The sequence below is a fragment of the Planococcus alkaliphilus genome, from assembly GCF_057031095.1.
In genome coordinates, this window is the sequence record NZ_CM168060.1 from 3,476,629 (window position 1) to 3,495,559 (window position 18,931).

Genomic DNA, 18,931 nt, shown 5'->3' on the forward strand with positions numbered 1-18,931 from the left:
TTATGGCGTTATAGGATATTTTTCCAAAAGAAAACCACTAAGGGGAAATCCCTTAGTGGTTTCGGCTAAATCGGTTTTAGTTCACTTTCCTGCTTTGAGTCAGGCTATCCCAAATTCCCCATAAATACATGACGCCAAGCGCCCGGTCGTATAAACCGTATCCTGGACGGCAGATTTCGCCCCAAATGTGGCGGCCATGGTCGGGTCTTGTATAGCCGGTAAATCCAATTTCATGAAAGGCTTTGACAATGCCTACAATGTCTACAGACCCGTCGCTCGCTTTATGGGAGGATTCGATAAAATCTCCGTTGTCGAAATGCTTCAAGTTGCGGATATGCGCGAAAGGAATTCGTTCGCCAAATTCTTTAACGATGCTGATCAAATCATTTTCGGGATTGGCGCCGAGTGAGCCGCTGCAAAACGTCAAGCCGTTCGACGGGCTATCCACTAGACTTAGGAACCGTCTAATATTGTCCTGATTAGTGATGATTCTCGGCAAACCGAAAATCGGCCACGGCGGATCATCCGGATGAATAGCCATTTGGATGCCGTTCTCTTCTGCTACCGGAATAATCTGCTCGAGGAAATATTGAAGATTGTCCCACAGCTTTTCTTCTGAAACATCTTTATATGCTTCAAACAAATTCGCCAATTGACCAAGGCGTTCCGGTTCCCAGCCCGGCAATGAAAATTCATCGTTTGAAAGGAAGCTTGCCGCCAATTCTTCCGGCTGCATTGCATCGATTTTTGCTTTTTCATAGAACAAAGCCGTCGAGCCATCTCCCACTTCCCCGAATAAATCCGTGCGGATCCAATCAAAGACCGGCATGAAATTATAGCAGATCACTTTGACTCCTACTGTGGCCAAGTCTCTGATCGTCGCTTTGTAATTTTCAATATACTGCTCCCGCGAAGGCAGCCCAAGCTTAATATCTTCATGGATATTCACGCTTTCCACTACATCTATATTGAATCCATAATTGTCAGCTTCTGTTTTCATCGCTTGAATTTTATCCAGCGGCCATCTGTCGCCCGCCGCTTGGTCATGCAGTGCCCAGACGATGCCTGTCACGCCTGGTATCTGCTTAATATTTGAAAGCGGGATATGATCATCGTTTTCTCCAAACCATCTAAATACTATTTGCATGTCTATCACCCAATCATCCTAGGACTCTATTGCTAAATACGTTTCGATATTGCCGTAGCAAATATCTTTTATGATAATCTCCAAAATGTCGAAATCCGCAGGATATTCCCCGTTTTCGACCCATTTCCCGATAATATTGCAAAGAATTCTTCTGAAATATTCATGTCTTGTATAGGACAAAAAGCTTCTCGAATCCGTCAGCATACCGACAAACCGGGCAAGCAAGCCATGATTGGCCAACACTTTGATCTGCTCTTCCATGCCGTCGCGCTGATCATTGAACCACCACGCCGTACCGAATTGGATTTTTCCTGGAATCTCTTCCTGGAAATTGCCGATCATGGATGCAACCATATGATTGTCCCGCGGATTGAGGTTGTAAATGATGGTCTTCGGCAATACCCCTTCGTAATCCAATGCGTTCAGCAAGTTCGATAAATCTTCCGCATAGATAAAATCGTGAATCGAATCAAATCCGGTATTCGGTCCGACAGATTCCAATTTCCTTTGGTTATTGCTTCTTAGGGCTCCGATATGCAATTGCATCGCCCAGCCATGCTGAGCATACATTTTGCCTAGAGCTTTCATGACAGCCGTTTTGTATTTGACGATTTCATCTTTTTCTAAAGTTTCCTGCGCCAAAGCTTTTGCAAAGATACGATTTAGTTCTTCATCACTTGCTTCGAGATAGAAATTCGAATCCAATCCGTGGTCGGACAGACGACAGCCTGATTCATGGAAATACTGGACTCGTGCTTCCAAGCCTTCCACCAAACCGGTGAAGTTTTCGACTGTTACGCCCGTGACTTCTTCCATTCTGGAAATCCATTCCTTGAACGATGGGCTTTCGATATTCAACGCACCATCCGGCCGGAATGTCGGCAAGACATGGACATCAAACGACTCATCTTCTTTAATTTCCTTATGATACGCCAAGTCGTCCAACGGATCATCTGTCGTACACAGGCCTTTGACATTCGATCGCTTGATCAGCTGCTGCGCCGTAAACTCCTCTGTTTGAAGCAATGCATTGCACGTTTCCCAAATTTCATCGGCTGTTTTTGGACTGAGCGGTTTAGCAATGCCGAAATACCGCTTCAATTCCAAATGCGTCCAATGGTAAAGCGGGTTTCCTAATGTAAAAGGAACGGTTTCTGCCCATTTTTGAAACTTCTCCCGGTCGTCTGCCTTCCCGGTCACCCATTCTTCCGGCACGCCATTGCTGCGCAATGCGCGCCATTTATAATGGTCTCCGTCCAGCCAAATCTCCGCTAAATTGGCGAATGTTTTATTTTCTGCAATTTCCTTAGCCGTCAGATGGCAATGGTAATCAAAAATTGGCATGTCTTTTGCAAATTCGTGATACAAAGTTTTAGCCGTTTCGGATTCCAGTAGGAAATCTTCATCCATGAATGCTTTCATACAAATCCTCCTCTGGCGAATAATGGTCAGTCTGTCAATAGTCCGCCGTTGACTTCAATGATTTCACCCGTTATGTAGCCGGCGATATCAGAAGCCAGATAAACAGCAGTACCGGCAATTTCTTCCGGCGTGCCTTCTCTGCCAAGCGGCACTTGTTGTGCCATCGATGCTCTCAATTCCGGTGTGGAGTAGCGATCGTGGAACGGCGTCGTAATGATTCCCGGCGCTATTCCGTTCACCCGGATACGGTCTCCAGCCAGTTCTTTTGCAAGCCCTCTTGTAAATGTACTGACCGCTCCTTTAGCAGCAGCATAAGCAACAGCACCTCCACCTCCGCCGTTTCGTGCAGCAATTGACGTCATGTTAATTATATTGCCTTGCCCGTTCTTCTTCATAAGCGGCAAGACCGCTTGCGTCACATGGAAGACGGAAGTGAAATTGATATTGATGATTTTTTCCAATGCTTCGATTTCAAGGTCTTCAATTTTGGCACGCTTGACCATCGTGCCGGCGTTATTGACGAGGATGTCGATTCGGCCGAATTTAGTTTTGATGTCTTCAACCATTTCATCCACTTGTTTGCGGTCTGTCACGTCGCCGATAACCAAGTGAGCTTTCGCTCCTTTATCCTGAACATTTTTCAATGTGATTTCAGCTTCTGCCGCGTTGGAATTTCCGTGAACGACGACAGCTGCTCCGCATTCTGCAAACTTCTCAGCAATCGCTCTTCCAATTCCTGTACTGCTGCCTGTGACCCAAACCACTTTTCCTTCAAAAGAAAACATAAAACGCTCCTCCACTCTATTCAAAGCTTACGCATTACATCAATAAATCAGGGATGAATGTCACAATTTCCGGTACGAATACCAAGATCAGAACCAATACGACCACGCCTCCGATAAATGGAAGGGCTTCTTTGATGTATTCTTCAATCGGCACTTTCATAATGGAAGTTGTCGTATACATCGTTACCCCGACCGGCGGCGTCATGCCTCCAAATGTAACGATTGTCATCATCAATATACCGAAATGTACAGGGTCTACACCCACTTGGGTGACAATCGGCAGGAAAATCGGCGTCAACAGCAAAACCAGCACCGTGGACTCGATGAACATCCCTGCGATGACCAGGAACAGCAAGATCAACAGCAGCATCAATGTGCCATTGCTTGTAATGCCGATCAGGAAGTCCGCTGCGTTCTGCGGAAGACGGTCGTATGTAATCAAGAATCCTAAAATGGATGATGTTGAAATGATCAAGAGAATGGATGCATTATCGGTAACCGATTGCTCGATGGATTCGATAAAGTTCTTCCAGTTCAATTCTTTGTAAACGAAGAAGCCGATTACAAGTGCATAGACTACGGCAAAAGCGCCTGCTTCTGAAGCAGTGAAAATACCGAAACGAATTCCCACGACTAAAATGACCGGGAATAATAACGCCCAAATACTGTCTTTGAAAGAAACAGCCACTTCCTTGAATGTGGCTCGTTTGATATTTTCATCTTGATCATATCCGCGTTTTTTAGCGACGAGGTATGAAACTAGCATCAATACGATCATCATGAGAATACCGGGAATGATTCCCGCTAAAAAGAGCTTGCCGATAGACACTTGGCCAACGTATCCGTAGAGGATCAAACCGATACTCGGCGGGATTGTTGCGGTGATCAATGAGCTGATTGCAATAACTGCAGCCGAATAGCCGCCTGAATAGCCCCTAGCAATCATTTGATGCCCTAAGATCCGGCTTTGCATGGCTGCATCCGCATTGGCAGATCCAGAAACACCGCCCATGATCGTACTAAGTACGATGGAAACATGCGCCAAGCTTCCGACTAAATGTCCAGTTAACGCATTGGAAAAACGGATCAGCCGTTTTGTGATTCCAGAAGAGTTCATCAAGTTTCCGGCTAAAATGAAGAAAGGCACCGCCAGCAATGGAAATGACTGCGTCCCCGCTACCATTCGCTGTGTTGTAATTTCAACCGGCAAATTCGGTTCCAAGATAAAGAATGACAAACTTGCAATACCGATGGCAAAAGCCACAGGCATATTCAAAAAGAGCAAAACGAAAAATATAACAGCGACAAGTAACATGGTTTCCACCTCTTATTCTGAATGACTGTAAAAATTGAACGAAGGAAATCGCTCTTTGCTTTAGGCTTTTCCCGAAGAAAAGCCATCGGCCGAATTGAATTCGGCCAATAACTTCAAAGCAGTTTAGCGGACTATCCGTAACGTTTATTCAATTTATACAGATGTTGTTTTTAAAACGTTGATTTTCTGTGCCACTTTAAAAATCAGGGTGATCAACATTAAGATGCTTCCAATCGGCACAGCCATTGTGATAAAGGAATAACTTAGTGGAAGGTTACTGATTAAGCGCACTGAGTTTTCGATGCTTAACTGGATTCCAAAATTGATCAGGAAAACCAGGAAGGCCATAATCAATACGTTAATAATGATTTCTAGCACAGCCTTTGTTTTCGGCTTCAGCTTTTTAACGAAAAAATCCACTCCAATGTGGCGATCTTCCCGGAGACAGCGATTGGCACCTAAAAAAATGACCCAAACAAATAAGAATTGAGCAAACTCCACAGACCATGAGAGGGGGAATCCCACCCATCTCATGATTGAGGCGATAAAGACAAACGCTACAACACCGATCATCAATAAATTAGTAATAAAATTCTCGAATTTTGCATAGCCGCCAGCTACTTTTTTTATCATTTTCATCACTCACTTATTTTCCTAGGATTTTATTGATTTCTTCACGAAGTTCTGTGTATCCGTCGAATTTTTCATAAACTGTGTTGGTTGCTTCCTTAAATGGCTCGATGTCCACTTCATTGACTTCTACGCCTGCGTCAATCATCTTCTGCTCGAATTCATCAAGCATGCCGATCGTATTTTCTGAAGCTTCTTCTCCCGCTTTGAACGATTCTTCAATGACGATGTCCTGATATTCTTCCGGCAGGCCATTCATCCAGTCAGCCCCTGCTACAATGCCCGTCAGCAATTGGAAGTGGCTCGTTTTCGTAATGTATTTAACGACTTCTTGAAGATTCGCCCCGTAAGTGGCCGGATGCTGCGCTTCCGCTCCATCAATAACTCCTTGTTGGATCCCCGGATAAACTTCTGAGAAGGCCATGCCTGAAGGGCTTGCTCCCATTGCAGAAATGGTTTCTGTCCAGATTTCCGCTCCCGGTGTACGCAATTTCAAGCCTTTAAGATCGGCCGGCTTTTCAATTTTCTTATTCGTCAACAGGTGGCGGTCGCCTTGGTACCAGTTGAACGAAAGCACTTTCAGGTTATGGTTTTGTGCAAGTTCTTCTTCCCAGCCTTTGAATAGATCCGATTGGACAATTTTGCTCGCTTCATCGTAGCTGTCCGCTACGTAAGGAGCAGCCAAAATGCCCATTTCAGGCTCCATTTCAGCAAGACGCCCAGCATCTACGATAACTGCCACGTTCGTGCCCACTTTTGCTTGTTCCAGGATATCTTTGTCATCCCCAAGCGAACCGTTGCCGAAAATTTCGATATTCACTTTATCGTCCGTCTTTTCAGCTACGCTGTCTTTCCACTCCACCAATCCTTCATAAATCGGATCTGTTTCAGCTAAAGCGGTCCCGACTTTCAGTGTATAGACTTTGTCGTCCCCTTCGGCAGCGCTTTCACCGCCGCAAGCCCCTAGTAATAAAGCTGAAGAAATCATTAATGCTGACATAATACTGCGTTTTTTCATCCGTAAATCCCCCTTGGTTTTATTGGATAGCAAAATTTTAAATCCGCTCATTTAAAGCGCTTACATTTGGTCCCAAAAGCTTATTGCTTAAAATATTGCTGGTATTCGCTTTTCAGTTTTTCCTGCTCGAAAAGAAGCTTTTTCAAATGTTCCTCCATGGCTTTTTCTCCCAGGTCGGCATTTTTTTCTTTAATGGCAGTAAAGATCTTTTCGTGCTGCGATAGGATCAATTCCCAATTATAGTTGGCTGCCAAGCTCAGCATCCGAATCCGGTTCAAGTGGGCGTTCATCTGTTGGATCAAGGCCCAAATCCGCTCTTTTCCGCTTCCTTCGGCAATGATTTTATGAAATTCTTCATCCAGTTCAAAAAGCCGGGTAAAGTTTTTTTCAGCCACGCATTTCTTTTGCAATTGCAGATTGGCTTCCAAGTCCTTCAACTTTTCTTCCGGGAAATCTTCACAGGCCACTCGTACAGTAGCTCTTTCCAAATGTTCTCTGATAAAGCGTGCTTCTTCGACATGATATAAATCGATTAAAGCGATTTTCGTGCCGCGCTGCGGGAAAACTTCCAGTAATTCTTCCTGCGCTAATTTAACAAATGCTTCCCGAACTGGCGTCCTGCTTACTTGCAGCAAATCCGAAATTTCTTTTTCAGAAATTTGTTGGCCAGGTTCGATAGCCAATGAAATGATATTTTCTCTCAATATTTCATAAACGTAGTCTTTAGTAGAAAAACTTTTGATTTTCTTAGTTGAATCGATGTTCAGCACTTAATCCCTCCTTTGCTTGGATTTCATGTTACCACATTAGCATACTTGTATGGTAGTATTTTTTCAAATTATTTTTCAATTCAGTTTCAATGACTTTTCCGATAATTTCACTCGGATTAACTAAAAACAGACCCCTTAAATTTAAGGGATCTGTTCTCATACTACATTCTCATGTATTTTCTGTTTTTAATTCTATATGCTTTTTCAATGCACTTTCAATGAATTTTTCACAGCGGATTTTATCTATTTCTTGCGGCTGCAACTCGATTTTCAAGGTAGCCGCTAAAGCGGTCTGGACAAATAGCATATCCCGAAACCGGTTTACAGCTCCGCAGAATTCTGCGAAAAAACTGTCGCCGGTGCCAAAAACTGCCGTTACGAGATGCTTCCGCTCCAAGGTTTCAAAGGCATGGAACAAGCTGTACAGCTCTTTTGGAATCTCGCCGTTTCCCCAAGTATAGGTGCCTACTAAGACAATATCGCAACGTAAGAGTTCAGTTAAAGGGAAATCGTTGATGGCCCAAAGCTCCGTTTCTAAACCATTCGCCTGGCAGATTTCCGCGAGCATTTCTGCGCTTGCTTTTGTATTGCCGGTAATGGACGCATAGACGATGGCGATTTTCGGCTTATAATTCGTCGAATCCATTGGACTGCGACACTTTCGAGTAAGTCCGGGATTTTTGTTCAAAAAAGTCGGATTTCGTGTCATTCATCATGTCATCACCGAATACTTGTATCCACGGCATCGGATTGCTGCGTTCTTCGTAAAGATTATCGAGCCCGAGCTGCCGCAGGCGCTTGTTCGCCAAATATTCCACGTAGCCTTCGAACTCCTGAAGGTCGAGCCCTTCAATGCCTTCTAGAATATAGTGAGCCCATTCCTTTTCCAGCTGAACTGCTTTGTCGATTGCTTCATAGACATAAGCAATATTTTCATCTGTGTTCAATTCCGGATTTTCCGTCAATAGGATCCGGATGAATTGGGCGATGAAATAAGCGTGCTGCATTTCATCGCGCTGGATGTAGCTGATCATCGTACTGGTCTTCAGCATTTTCTGCTGGCGCGCCAAATGATAGAAGAAAGCAAAGCCGGCGTAGAAATAAATCCCTTCCAAGTTGATGGAGTTGACGCTTAGCTTGAACAAGTTCTGGGCAGTCGGATTTTGCCGGAATTCCTCGTAAGCATCCAGGATCAGTTCGTTGCGCTTACGGACAATCGGATCGCTTTTGGCTTGATTAAAGCGTTCATTTTGTTCGCTCACTGCCACCAATGAGCTGAGGATATAAGAATAGGATTCCGTATGGACTGCTTCCTGTTGGGCAATAACAGCGAATATCGCTTTGAAGCTCGAGTCGGTCACGTAGTCCATCACCTGGCTCATCGTCGGCGTCTGCAGGCTGTCGAGTGATGCTAATTGGGTATTCAACCGCAAGAATACATCCTGTTCGGTTGCAGTTAAGCTGTCCCATTGTTTGATGTCATCCTGCATATTGATTTCCTGGGCTTTCCAGAAATTCGATAGCAGTGTCTGGTAAAGATCATACATTTGTGGGTAGGCAATGTCGTTCCAGTTCAATAAACCGGAAGATTGCCCGTTCAAAATGCCTGTCGACTTGTTTGGATGTTCCGGATTGAGCAGCTTAATTTTGGATAAAGGTGCATGTATGGACATATTTGTTCCTCCTTAGCTTTGGCAAGCTTCGCATTCTTCAATTTCCGCCTGCGAGGTGCTGCGCACATAATAAGTCGTTTTTAACCCCTGTGCCCAAGCTTCGACATGCATTTCCAGCAAATCTTTTGCTTTGATCGTATGCGGAACATACAAATTGAAACTGATGCCTTGGTCGATATGGCGCTGGCGTGCCGCGTTCTGGCGGATGCTCCATTTCTGGTCCAGGACATGGCGGGCTCGGCGGTAGTAATCGTACGTATTGTGGTTCAAGTCAGGTGCTGTCACTTTGAATTTGAAGTTTTTCTTTTCCTCTGCATACTCGACTGCGTACAATGGATCGATGCCGTCCGTTGAACCGCCGATTTTTGCTGTTGACGAGTTCGGCGCGACTGCCATCATCCAGCCGTTGCGAACGCCGTTCTCAGTGATTTCTTTTTGCAGACCGGTCCAGCGGCCGCTTGTGTATTGTTTGCGTTTAAAATACTCCCCTGTCTGCCATTCCGAGCCGCTGAACTCGCGGTAAGCACCTTTTTCCTTGGCAAGTTCCATGGAAGAGCGGATCGTATGGTAGGCAATTTCTTCATATAACTTATCAGCGAACGTTACGGCTTCTTCTGATTCCCAGTGGATGCCTTCAAGTGCGAGCAAATGGTGCCATCCGAAAGTTCCTAATCCAACAGCACGGAATTTTTTATTCGTCGCATCCGCCTGCCCGACAGAAATCGTATTCAAGTCGATGACATTATCGAGCATGCGCATCTGAATCGGAATGAGACGCTCCAGCACTTCCGCTTTCACCGCACGCGGCAAATTGATCGACGACAAGTTGCAGACAACGAAGTCGCCCGGTTTCCGGATCATGACCAGGTTGCCGTCTTCGTCGGTGTACTCTTTCATGATAGTTGTCGCTGACATGTTCTGCGCAATTTCGGTACACAAATTACTGCAGTAAATCGACGTTCGCCCTTTTCCACGCATATGTTTGTTCGGATTTTGCCGGTTCACTTCGTCGCGGTAGAACATATAGGGTGTCCCGGTTTCCAGCTGCGATACCATGATGCGCGCCATGATATCCATCGCCCGGTAAGTTTTTCGCGGCAATAGCGGATTCGCTGCCGCTTCCTCGTATTTTTCAGTAAAATGCTTTACATCGTTTTCATCATAAAAATCCTCAAGTCCAAGTGCCGTCCCGTGTTCATCTTTCCAGCCCATAACGCTTTTAATTTGATGCGGGCAGAAGGTATGCCACTCGCCAATGCTCCGGCCGTTGTCATCTTTTTCATTCAACTTTTCCATAAATAAATCAGGTATCGAAACTCCCGTGAAAATATCGTGCGCTTTCCGACGCTCATCGCCGTTGTTCGTTTTCAAATCCAGGAAACCGTTCATAATATCTTTATGGAAGACGTCCAAGTAAATAGCGACCGCACCCTGGCGCTGTCCAAGCTGATCCACACTGACTGCTGTGTCGTTGACAAGGCGGATCCACGGAATGACTCCGGATGAGTTGCCTTTGAATTTTTTAATGTCCGATCCGAGCGCGCGGACTTTGCCGTAGTAAATGCCGATGCCGCCTCCGTCTTTGCTTAGGCGGGCAATATCCCAGTTATTTAAGTAAATGCCGTCGAGCGAATCGTCGACCGTGTCGATAAAGCAGGAAGACAGCTGCCCGAAGCTCTTGCCGGCATTGGATAAGGTCGGTGTTGCCACCGTCATATAAAGGTTGCTCATCGCCCAATAAGCTTCTTTTACCAGATCTAGCCGTTTTTCTCGTGGTTCATTTTGCATCAAAGTCATCGCGATGACCAAGAAGCGCTCCTGCGGCAATTCGTGGATATTTCCTTCATAATCCTTCGCCACATAGCGGTCTGCCAATAAAAACAGGCCGATATAATTGAACAGCAAGTCCCGCTCAGCATCGATTTCCTTGCCCAGCTCCTTGATTTCTTCCTCGGAATAACTTTCCATCAAGTCGCTCGAATAGATGCCGACTTCACTTAAATTCTTCACCAACTTATAAAAGTCGCCGTATTTATCTTGTGCCGGATAGTTCCGGTTCTTTGCAGCTTTTTCATACAATTCTTCTAAATACAGTTCAGCCGCTACAAATGTCCAATCCGGTTCTGCCATGGAAATCCGGTTGAGTGCATATATAAGCGATTGTTCGGCTTTTGCTTCATGTCCAAGTGTTTCCAGTTTCGCGAGAAGAGGTGCAACATCCAAGTTATAAATTTTTTCCGCCCGGTGGATGGCTTTTTCAACTGTGTCTTTTTCCGAATAAACGATGGGATTCATCTCAAACCAGCTCCTTTGCAAATTCATTGATTTTCATGCGCTGCTGCTTCCGATCTTGTGCGCTTTTGAATAATTGTTTTTCTTTTTCGCTCTCCGGCACCACTGCCGGCACCGGCGTCGGTTTGCCTTTATCATCCACAGCCACCATCGTCAAAATCGCAGTTGTTGTCAAGGTTTTTTCAGTTGTTTCAATGTTTTGGCATTCCGCTTTTACGTAGACCTCCATCGAAGTCCGGCCTGTGGAAATTACAACCCCTTCCAAAAGAAGGACATTTCCGACTGTAGCGGAAGATAAAAAGTTGACCGTATCGATCGAAGCGGTCACTACTGCTTTTCCGCTATGTTTCATGGCGGTAATTGCCGCAATTTCATCAATATAGGCCAGTACCGTTCCGCCGAATATCGTTCCCATATGATTTGTGTCGGGCGGCAGCACGAGTCTTGTTTGCACCGTCCGTGAAATGCTTGCCGAAATCTGTTTTTCCAATGCAGCTCAATCCTCCATTACTTGTTTTAAAGACAAAAAACCCGCCTTCTCTGAGAGAAGACGGGTATATAAACGCAAATAATCCAACGGAAAACAGCAGAAATCCACTGTTCCTTGCAGAGTACCTTCGTTATACCTCCCAGCTCCCGGAGAAGATCATAAACTTATAACGAGGCAGGTCTCCTGGCTTGTGCTTCCACCTACACTACGGCCTTCCCATCCATTGGACAGTGGTTTTCCATAGTTCGTCAGCACTTACAGTTGCGGGTACAGCTCCGATTTTCACGGATTCCCTATTAAGCCTTTTCAGGCACCATCATTATCGGCGACACTATATATAGTGTTCAAAAATAAATCTAAACACTAATTATTGTATTTATTTACTATAATCCAGCTATCTGGATTTTACAAGCCCTTACAGGTAAATCACAAAAATCAAGGCCGCAAGTACGATTCGATAAATCGCAAATGGCACCAATTTGATTTTATCAATCAATTTCAAGAAGAATTTAACAACAACTAAAGCTACCACAAAAGCACTGATGAATCCGACCACAAAGAATGGAAGAGCGTCCACCGTAATGTACTGCCAGTTTTTCAATAACGACAAGCCGCTTGCTCCAAGCATGATCGGCACTGCCATAATAAAGGTGAAATCCGCTGCTGATTTATGGCTCATTTTCAAAAGAACCCCGCCGGCAATAGTCGAGCCTGAACGGGAGAAACCTGGCCATAAACCAAGACATTGGAAAAGCCCCATGCCAAGCGCTTGTTTGTAAGTCATCTGGTCAACCGTATCGATATGCGGTTTCTTTTTAGTAAAGTAATCCGCGATTAGCATAAGCACTGCACCCAGCACTAAACCGATAATAACGGTCTCAACCGAAAAGAGGTATTCATCTATGTAATCTTCGAAGGCCAAACCGAGCACTCCGGCCGGGATTAACCCGACAATTACTTTCGTCAAACTCAAACGCTGCTTTTTCTCAGCTGTTTTGCTTCGATTTATGCCAAGCAAGTCTTTAAAACGATCTCTAAAGATGATCACTACCGCTAAAATCGATCCCAACTGAATGACAACTTTAAATGTATTCGCCACCGGCTCACTGAACAGCTCTTTTGAATTTAGCCAGATGTCATCAACGATGATCATATGCCCTGTTGAAGAAACTGGCGCAAACTCTGTTAAACCTTCCACAATTCCCAGTACAATCGCAACAAAAATTTCCCACAAACCCATTCTGTTCTTTCTCCTTAAAATCGTTCATATCGTCCGATTCGTTTTATTTTATCTAATTTCTCTTCCATGTCGTGAGCAGCTAAAAAAGAAGTCTTTTTCATTTAACTCGACACTGGCCTTTAAAGTCAAGCTGCTCTGAATCCTTAACTCACTTGTTTCGGTAATTTCCTATTGAAAGATGCAGAAACTCTATTTATCATACACCTTTTTCCTTTTCTTGTTGCATTTAATCCTTAAAATCCTTTCAAATGCATAAGCAGTCAGCTTCGATACATTTTTTCGAAATAATTAATTTCTGAATCCTTTTTCTTTTTGTTTCATGAACAAAAGACTTTCATTAATTAATAATGGTGGTATGATAATTAATTGTGATTTCAATATATCAATAGCCTTAGATTAGCAGTTTACTATCAAAAGTGGAGATGTACGATGAAACAAATTACAGGATATTCCTTTCACTATGGCTGGGTGATTATCGCGCTTGCTGCGCTGTCCCAGTTTTTTTCTGGTCCCGGACAAACTTATTCCAACTCGATTTTCATTGATTATTACATAGACGAATTTGGATGGAGCCGTTCAACGGTTTCCGGCATCTATTCAGCGGCCACTTTGGCTTCCGGATTTCTGCTGTTCTTTATCGGCCGTTTGATCGACCGCAATGGCTCCCGCAAAATGGCCGTCATTGTTTCCTTGGCACTTGCAGCTGCCTGTATGTTCAATAGTTTTGTCACCAGCCTTGTCATGCTCTTTATCGGTTTCTTTTTCATCCGCTTATTGGGCCAAGGATCGATGGCGCTGATTTCAAGCTCCTTGATCCCTCAATGGTTTGTGAAAAAAAGAGGCCGAGCCATCAGCATCGCAGCAATCGGCGGTTTGGTCAGTTCGGCCGCATTTCCGCTGCTGAACGTGTGGCTGATCGGTTCTTTTGGTTGGCGCGCTTCTTGGCTGATCCTCGGCGCTATCATCATTATCTGCTTTACCCCGCTGGCCTTTTTCCTGATTCAGAACAAACCGGAAGACATGGGCTTGCTGCCTGATAATGGAGACGCCAAAAAACAAGGAAAGATGCAGAAGACTGTGGAAGAAATCAGCTGGACGGTGAAAGAAGCCTCCAAAACAAAAGCGTTTTGGCTTTTGCTGTTTTGTGCAGCCATTCCGGGCATTGTTAATACCGGCCTTACTTTTCATTTAGTTTCGATTTTCCAAGAAAAAGAATTGTCTCTTGAAACAGCTGCCAGCGTTTTGAGTATCACTGCTTTGATCGGTTTGCCTGTGACTTTTTTGACGGGCATGCTGCTTGAAAAAGTGAAAGTGCAATATATGCTGGCCTTGCTGTTTTTCGGAGAAATCGTTTCTCTGCTGCTGCTTCAAAACGCCAGTACCTTAGCAATGGCCATTGTGTTCGGGCTTATCTGGGGAGTCAGCATGGGCGTTGAACGCATTGTCATGGCTGTCGTCTGGCCGAATTATTTCGGGCGCAAGCACATTGGCAGCATCAGCGGCATTTCAATGGCGATGATCGTGACCGGCTCAGCACTCGGCCCATTGCCGCTCGGCATCGCGTATGATCTGTTCGGCGGCTATAGGGAAATTCTTTGGGGAATCTTGCTGTTTCCGCTGCTTGGCATGTTCGCCGCTTTCCTTGCGAGCCCGCCTCGTAAACAAGGTGAACAAAGCGCGGAATCGTTCAAAGAAGAATTTCTTCAAAAACAGACAGAGCCTTTACTCCATGAGTAAGGGCTCTTAGTATATAGACATTAAAATCATTTATTTTGTTCTTCAGAGTTGGCCGAACTTCGTTTACAGAGAAAACGCTCAACCCCTGGATATTTTTCACCTAGGCTGTGAACCTCAAATCCCAACTTGCTGTAAAAACCGACAGCTTCGCTATCTGTCTCGGCAATCATGACCTTCGGATAATATGTCCGGAAAACCCACTCCACAAGCTCCTTTCCAGCTCCAGCTTTCCGATTTACCGGAGAAACAGCTAAATGGATAATTTCAAGCTGCCCGAGTCCTTTTTGCTCGACTCCAATACAGCCTATAAAATTCCCTTCTTTTTTCAAGCCGTACAATCTCCGGTTTGGATCGTGTTGATAGGCTGCATATTCCACTTCTATCCGCTCCTCTGATGTGGCATAGGCCAGAAGTTGACGGATGTCTGGATGCAGGCTCTTGGAAATAATCTCTTCTATGCCCAAATCTGCTAACCAATCGATTAAATCCAAGACCATCTCTTCGGAAAATTGGTGGTTAATACCTTCATATAATTTCATTTCAGCATTGGACTTTCCTCTTTCAATCAAATAACCGTAATAATCTTTTTGTCCCTCTACCGGAATGGTTCGGTCTTCGCTTCCATGAAGCAGTAAGATAGGAGAAGCCCCTATCCCCTTTCCCTTCGGATCGAATTCTCTAAGATTGGCCTCTTCTTTTTCATTCGGCTTTGGCCGGCCATCCATTTCCCGGAAGCGTTTTTCAGTGAACAAAAAGGAACCGGAGCCATTAATACTGGCCGCTCCGGCTAAATTTGGCATTCTTGAAAATACTCCGTTGGCAATAAAACCACCCATTGAACTGCCAATTACGACTGTTCTCGAAACCGGCAAATCAGCAGCCGTCGCTAAATCGCTGAATTCCTCTATACTCGTAAAAATGGTTTCCCAAAAGTGGCGGTGGATGGCTTCTTTCGTAAACGGATCTTTGAGCCGATTTCTGGAATCGTGGTAGAGAATTTCCGGAATGATAACCCGGTGGCCTGCTTTTGCCATCCGCCGCCCCAATGAGTTAAAACTTTCTATGGAAGTACCCCAGCCATGATAGAGCACTATATGAAACCCTGATTTATATTCAATTAAAGGTTCAATTGATAGATAGCGGCTTTCCATTCTGTTCAGATCTCCTTACTTCTTGGCAATCAACATAAATCGCTTTGAATTCGTCTTGATTCCTTCTTCAGTTTGATTTTGCTCGATGAATTCCTGAAGGCGAGCGAAATCTCCTTCTTGTTCCCCGAAGCCCGGAATAATGGGTGTATGCATGAGAAGAAAAAGCAAATCTTCCGGGCGCTCCAAGTATTCCGCTGCATCGTATTCACGAATTTCTATGTTCGAAAACCCGGCATCTGCCAGTTCGCTTTCGCAAGCATCCCGTAATGTGCCGTCCTGCTCTCCAAACGACTGGCCGCGTCCAAATGCGGCCTTCAGATTCGCTTTATCCGCCTTACTGACTTGTTGGGTATAGAAAGTCCCGCCTTTTTTCAATACTCGCCATACTTCTTTGGCATCAAACGGGGCATGTCGGCTCGAAAGGTGATCAAAAGAACTATCCGGTAACGGCAGTGTTTCAGAAGATGCTTCCAGAAAACGCACATGTGCATAACCGGTTTTAGCCAAATTGGCCTTAGCCGTTTCAATCATGGCTTTTGACCGGTCAATCGCTGTCACGGAGGAAAAGGAAGAGGCGATTTCCAGCATTTTTTCACCGCCGCCTGTTCCAAGATCCAGTAGCGCGGTGGACCTTTCTGCATTTTCCGCCACAATCTTATAGAAATCTCAGAGCTCTCCTTCCGTCCGGCTCCGCAGACGGCTGAAATCCCAGCCATTCACTGTCCCGACCGCTTCATAAAATTGTTCTTCGTTCATTTCTCCTCCTCACTTCTGGAAGGCTGTGAAGTAAATTCATGCATCAATTCTGCAGTTGTCACGACATGCGCAAACTCTCCGTGCAAAGTTGCGAGCGAAATCGAATGGATGGTCTCCGGATCTATCCGGTTTCCGTCCGGATCTTTTAGTTCATAGGCAGCCGTCGCATCCGAGACGACATAAGTCGAGAAGCCCAAGTTTCCGCTCATCCTCGCAGTAGTGGAAATACAGTGAGGTGTAGTCAATCCTACAATCACTACTGTCGTGATTCCGTTCATGCGCAAGATTTCTTCCAGATTGGTGCCGATGAAGGCACTGTTCACTTTCTTCGTGATGACCGTTTCCTTGCCTGTTGGCTGCAGCTCCTCTTTGATCTCATAGCTTTCCTTGTGGGGATAGAACAGCGATTCCGGATTGTCAGACCGGTGCTGAATGTGGAGGACGAATCCATTGTTGTTTCTCCATGCTGCCAGGACCTCGGCCATCTTCGCTTCCGCTTCCGGGTTGTTTCGCTCTCCCCACGATTCATCATCAAAAGCTTGCTGCACATCGACTATCAATAATGCCGTTTTTCCTTTATCCATCCGAATCTTCCTTTCCTGAATACCATCGTCTGTAGTTATTTCTGTTTTCGAAGCGCAAACTCCTTTGAAAATAAAAAAAGCCTGGCAAGCTGCAGCAGCTTTCCAAGCAAGGATGGGTGATTATTTGCCCAAAACTTTTTTTATGTCTTTTTCAAATGCTTCCGGTTTTTCCTGTGGTGCATAACGCGCAATCAAATTCCCTTCAGGATCCACTAGAAACTTGGTGAAATTCCATTTGATGCTTTTCGACAAGAAGCCTTTGCTGTTGGACGTCAAGTAGTTAAAAAGCGGATGCGCTTCTTTGCCATTGACTTTAACAATCCCATGCATCGGAAAAGTGACCCCGTAGCTCATGCGGCACGCTTCCTCCGCTTCTTCTGCGCTTCCAAGCTCCTGCTTGAACTGGTCCGAAGGAAAACCGAGCACCACCAAGCCGTCGTCTTTGTAAGTTGAATACAGGTTTTCCAAACTGTCGAATTGATCGCTCAATCCGCATTTTGTCGCCGTATTGACGATGAGCATGGCCTTGCCTTTGTATTCGCTGAGAGAATAGGCATCCCCATCTGCTTTTGGAACCGTCATATCATAAATACTCATCCCACATCACTCCCGTTCTTCGCTTCGTTTCGCTTTTATAAATCCATTCCACTGAAGAAGGCATTCAATTCTTTTAAATTCTTCATCAGCGTAATGGCATTCACATCCATGAAATTGCAGCTGATCAGCTTTTCTGCAACTGCCTGTTCAATCGGTTCATGTTCTGCTTTCGCTTTTTCGGTCAGTGAAATAATGTAGGCACGCTTATCTTCTTTTGACTGCTCCTTGTTCAGCCGGCCTTGTGCAATCATCCGGCTGATGATTGGATTCAACGTTCCGGTTCCAAGGCCGAGCCGCTCACCGATATCTTTTGTGAGCAGCCGGTCTTCTTCCCAGAGGACAAGCAAAACCAAGTACTGCGTGAATGTCAGATTGAACGGTTCGAGGACCCTCGCATACATTTTCGTAAAATTGCTTGAAGCTTTATAGACTTCAAAGCATAATTGCTGATCCAGTTGAGTCATTCTTTCCATTTCCATCACACCCATTTTATATTTCACCGGCACCTAAGAGCGGTTTACAGGACAACGATTTCCACGTCAATGGAATCTTTGATCGCTTTTGAATACGGGCAGTAGTCATGCGCTTTTGCCACATATTCCTGTTTTTTCTCTTGGTCGATGCCGGCAATGTCGACTTCTAACTTCGCAGCTAACTTCACGCCGCCTTTTTCTTTATCGCCAATCAGGTAAATTGTAGCTTTGACTTCGCTTTTCTCAACTTCCACTTTATCTTTTTCTAGTACTAATTCTAAGGCACTGTTAAAGCAAGCGCTATAGCCTGCAGCAAATAATTGTTCGGGATTCGTAGCAGTTGTCGCTTCTCCTCCAAGTGCTTTCGGTTTCGCTACATCCATGAAGAAGATATTGTCTTCCGAATATACTTCCCCTTGTCTTCCGCCAGTGTTGATGATTGTTGTTTCATAAAGTGCTTTCATCATTCATCCCTCCAATATTTTATATCTTACACGATCTATATTAAACTGCATCGCGCACGATGTAAACAAATCTGCTCATGCCGCTTTTATTTTCCACAAAAAAACTGCCTTTAAAGGGCAGCTTCATCATTCTGTATTTAGCCGTCGATCCATTCAGGCGGCTCGTTGTTAGCCGATTGATCAGATTTTGATCCATCAGATTTTTTGTTGGCTTTGCTCGTATACGGCTTAAAGCTTTTCGCTTTGTTGGCGCCGGTTTTCCAGCGGTTCCAGCCTTTTTTTCCGGTCCCTTGGCCTACGCCGCTTTTGGCTTTCGCTTTTTTAGTCATGTTATCACTCCGTTACTTTCTGGGAATCCTCTTATCATAACAGGTTTTTGCCATTTTC

General features: G+C 44.9%; 19 protein-coding genes, 1 pseudogene and 1 riboswitch. Of the genes and pseudogenes, 1 reads left to right on the forward strand and 19 read right to left on the reverse strand.

What is annotated here, in order from left to right; translation table 11 throughout:
- Positions 1–76 precede the first annotated feature (76 nt).
- From uxuA to AC2EXB_RS18225, 12 genes are all read right to left on the reverse strand, one after another.
- Complete coding sequence (uxuA, locus tag AC2EXB_RS18170; protein WP_483602647.1) at positions 77–1,147, reverse strand: mannonate dehydratase; 1,071 nt, start codon at positions 1,145–1,147, stop codon at positions 77–79.
- 18 nt (positions 1,148–1,165) lie between these two features.
- Positions 1,166–2,569: a glucuronate isomerase gene (gene uxaC, locus AC2EXB_RS18175; protein ID WP_483602649.1), complete on the reverse strand. Its 1,404-nt coding sequence runs from the start codon at positions 2,567–2,569 to the stop codon at positions 1,166–1,168.
- 26 nt (positions 2,570–2,595) lie between these two features.
- Positions 2,596–3,354, reverse strand: coding sequence for an SDR family NAD(P)-dependent oxidoreductase (locus AC2EXB_RS18180; RefSeq protein ID WP_483602651.1), 759 nt, complete (start codon positions 3,352–3,354; stop codon positions 2,596–2,598).
- Between the two features lie 34 nt (positions 3,355–3,388).
- A complete protein-coding gene (locus tag AC2EXB_RS18185) occupies positions 3,389–4,669 on the reverse strand; it encodes a TRAP transporter large permease (RefSeq protein WP_235197608.1) in 1,281 nt (426 codons plus the stop codon).
- A gap of 153 nt (positions 4,670–4,822) precedes the next feature.
- A complete protein-coding gene (locus AC2EXB_RS18190) occupies positions 4,823–5,308 on the reverse strand; it encodes a TRAP transporter small permease (protein ID WP_483604786.1) in 486 nt (161 codons plus the stop codon).
- Positions 5,309–5,315: 7 nt separating this feature from the next.
- Complete coding sequence (locus tag AC2EXB_RS18195) at positions 5,316–6,317, reverse strand: C4-dicarboxylate TRAP transporter substrate-binding protein (RefSeq protein WP_052649796.1); 1,002 nt, start codon at positions 6,315–6,317, stop codon at positions 5,316–5,318.
- 80 nt (positions 6,318–6,397) lie between these two features.
- Complete coding sequence (locus AC2EXB_RS18200) at positions 6,398–7,087, reverse strand: GntR family transcriptional regulator (protein ID WP_309296769.1); 690 nt, start codon at positions 7,085–7,087, stop codon at positions 6,398–6,400.
- A 169-nt stretch (positions 7,088–7,256) separates the two neighbouring features.
- On the reverse strand, positions 7,257–7,733 hold the full coding sequence (locus AC2EXB_RS18205; protein WP_235197609.1) for a flavodoxin domain-containing protein: 477 nt from the start codon (positions 7,731–7,733) through the stop codon (positions 7,257–7,259).
- Positions 7,714–8,760: a ribonucleotide-diphosphate reductase subunit beta gene (locus tag AC2EXB_RS18210; RefSeq protein WP_235197610.1), complete on the reverse strand. Its 1,047-nt coding sequence runs from the start codon at positions 8,758–8,760 to the stop codon at positions 7,714–7,716. The genes AC2EXB_RS18205 and AC2EXB_RS18210 overlap by 20 nt, the downstream gene beginning before the upstream one ends.
- A 12-nt stretch (positions 8,761–8,772) precedes the next feature.
- Complete coding sequence (locus AC2EXB_RS18215) at positions 8,773–11,055, reverse strand: ribonucleoside-diphosphate reductase subunit alpha (protein ID WP_483602654.1); 2,283 nt, start codon at positions 11,053–11,055, stop codon at positions 8,773–8,775.
- 1 nt (position 11,056) lies between these two features.
- Complete coding sequence (locus tag AC2EXB_RS18220; protein WP_246807736.1) at positions 11,057–11,542, reverse strand: acyl-CoA thioesterase; 486 nt, start codon at positions 11,540–11,542, stop codon at positions 11,057–11,059.
- A gap of 156 nt (positions 11,543–11,698) precedes the next feature.
- Positions 11,699–11,876: riboswitch (cobalamin riboswitch) on the reverse strand.
- Between the two features lie 81 nt (positions 11,877–11,957).
- The gene (locus AC2EXB_RS18225; protein WP_483602656.1) at positions 11,958–12,782 is read right to left on the reverse strand and encodes an undecaprenyl-diphosphate phosphatase; all 825 of its coding nucleotides are present in this window, start codon (positions 12,780–12,782) and stop codon (positions 11,958–11,960) included.
- A gap of 429 nt (positions 12,783–13,211) precedes the next feature.
- Between AC2EXB_RS18225 and AC2EXB_RS18230 the strand changes: the two genes are divergently transcribed.
- Positions 13,212–14,519: an MFS transporter gene (locus AC2EXB_RS18230; RefSeq protein ID WP_483602658.1), complete on the forward strand. Its 1,308-nt coding sequence runs from the start codon at positions 13,212–13,214 to the stop codon at positions 14,517–14,519.
- Between the two features lie 26 nt (positions 14,520–14,545).
- Here the strand turns inward: AC2EXB_RS18230 and AC2EXB_RS18235 are convergent, their stop codons facing one another.
- From AC2EXB_RS18235 to AC2EXB_RS18265, 7 genes and pseudogenes are all read right to left on the reverse strand, one after another.
- Positions 14,546–15,670: a GNAT family N-acetyltransferase gene (locus AC2EXB_RS18235; RefSeq protein WP_483602660.1), complete on the reverse strand. Its 1,125-nt coding sequence runs from the start codon at positions 15,668–15,670 to the stop codon at positions 14,546–14,548.
- A 15-nt stretch (positions 15,671–15,685) separates the two neighbouring features.
- A pseudogene (locus AC2EXB_RS18240) lies at positions 15,686–16,426 on the reverse strand (class I SAM-dependent methyltransferase).
- Positions 16,423–17,010 carry a cysteine hydrolase family protein gene (locus tag AC2EXB_RS18245; RefSeq protein ID WP_483602662.1) on the reverse strand — a complete coding sequence of 196 codons (588 nt, stop codon included), beginning with the start codon at positions 17,008–17,010 and terminating at the stop codon, positions 16,423–16,425. The pseudogene AC2EXB_RS18240 and the gene AC2EXB_RS18245 overlap by 4 nt, the downstream one beginning before the upstream one ends.
- 120 nt (positions 17,011–17,130) lie before the next feature.
- On the reverse strand, positions 17,131–17,607 hold the full coding sequence (locus tag AC2EXB_RS18250) for a glutathione peroxidase (RefSeq protein ID WP_483602664.1): 477 nt from the start codon (positions 17,605–17,607) through the stop codon (positions 17,131–17,133).
- Between the two features lie 35 nt (positions 17,608–17,642).
- Positions 17,643–18,080 (reverse strand): MarR family winged helix-turn-helix transcriptional regulator, encoded by a 438-nt coding sequence (locus AC2EXB_RS18255; protein ID WP_483602666.1) that lies wholly within the window; start codon positions 18,078–18,080, stop codon positions 17,643–17,645.
- Positions 18,081–18,124: 44 nt separating this feature from the next.
- Positions 18,125–18,547 carry an organic hydroperoxide resistance protein gene (locus AC2EXB_RS18260; protein ID WP_483602667.1) on the reverse strand — a complete coding sequence of 141 codons (423 nt, stop codon included), beginning with the start codon at positions 18,545–18,547 and terminating at the stop codon, positions 18,125–18,127.
- Positions 18,548–18,681: 134 nt separating this feature from the next.
- Positions 18,682–18,873 (reverse strand): DUF3934 domain-containing protein, encoded by a 192-nt coding sequence (locus tag AC2EXB_RS18265; protein WP_235197619.1) that lies wholly within the window; start codon positions 18,871–18,873, stop codon positions 18,682–18,684.
- Positions 18,874–18,931: the final 58 nt, after the last annotated feature.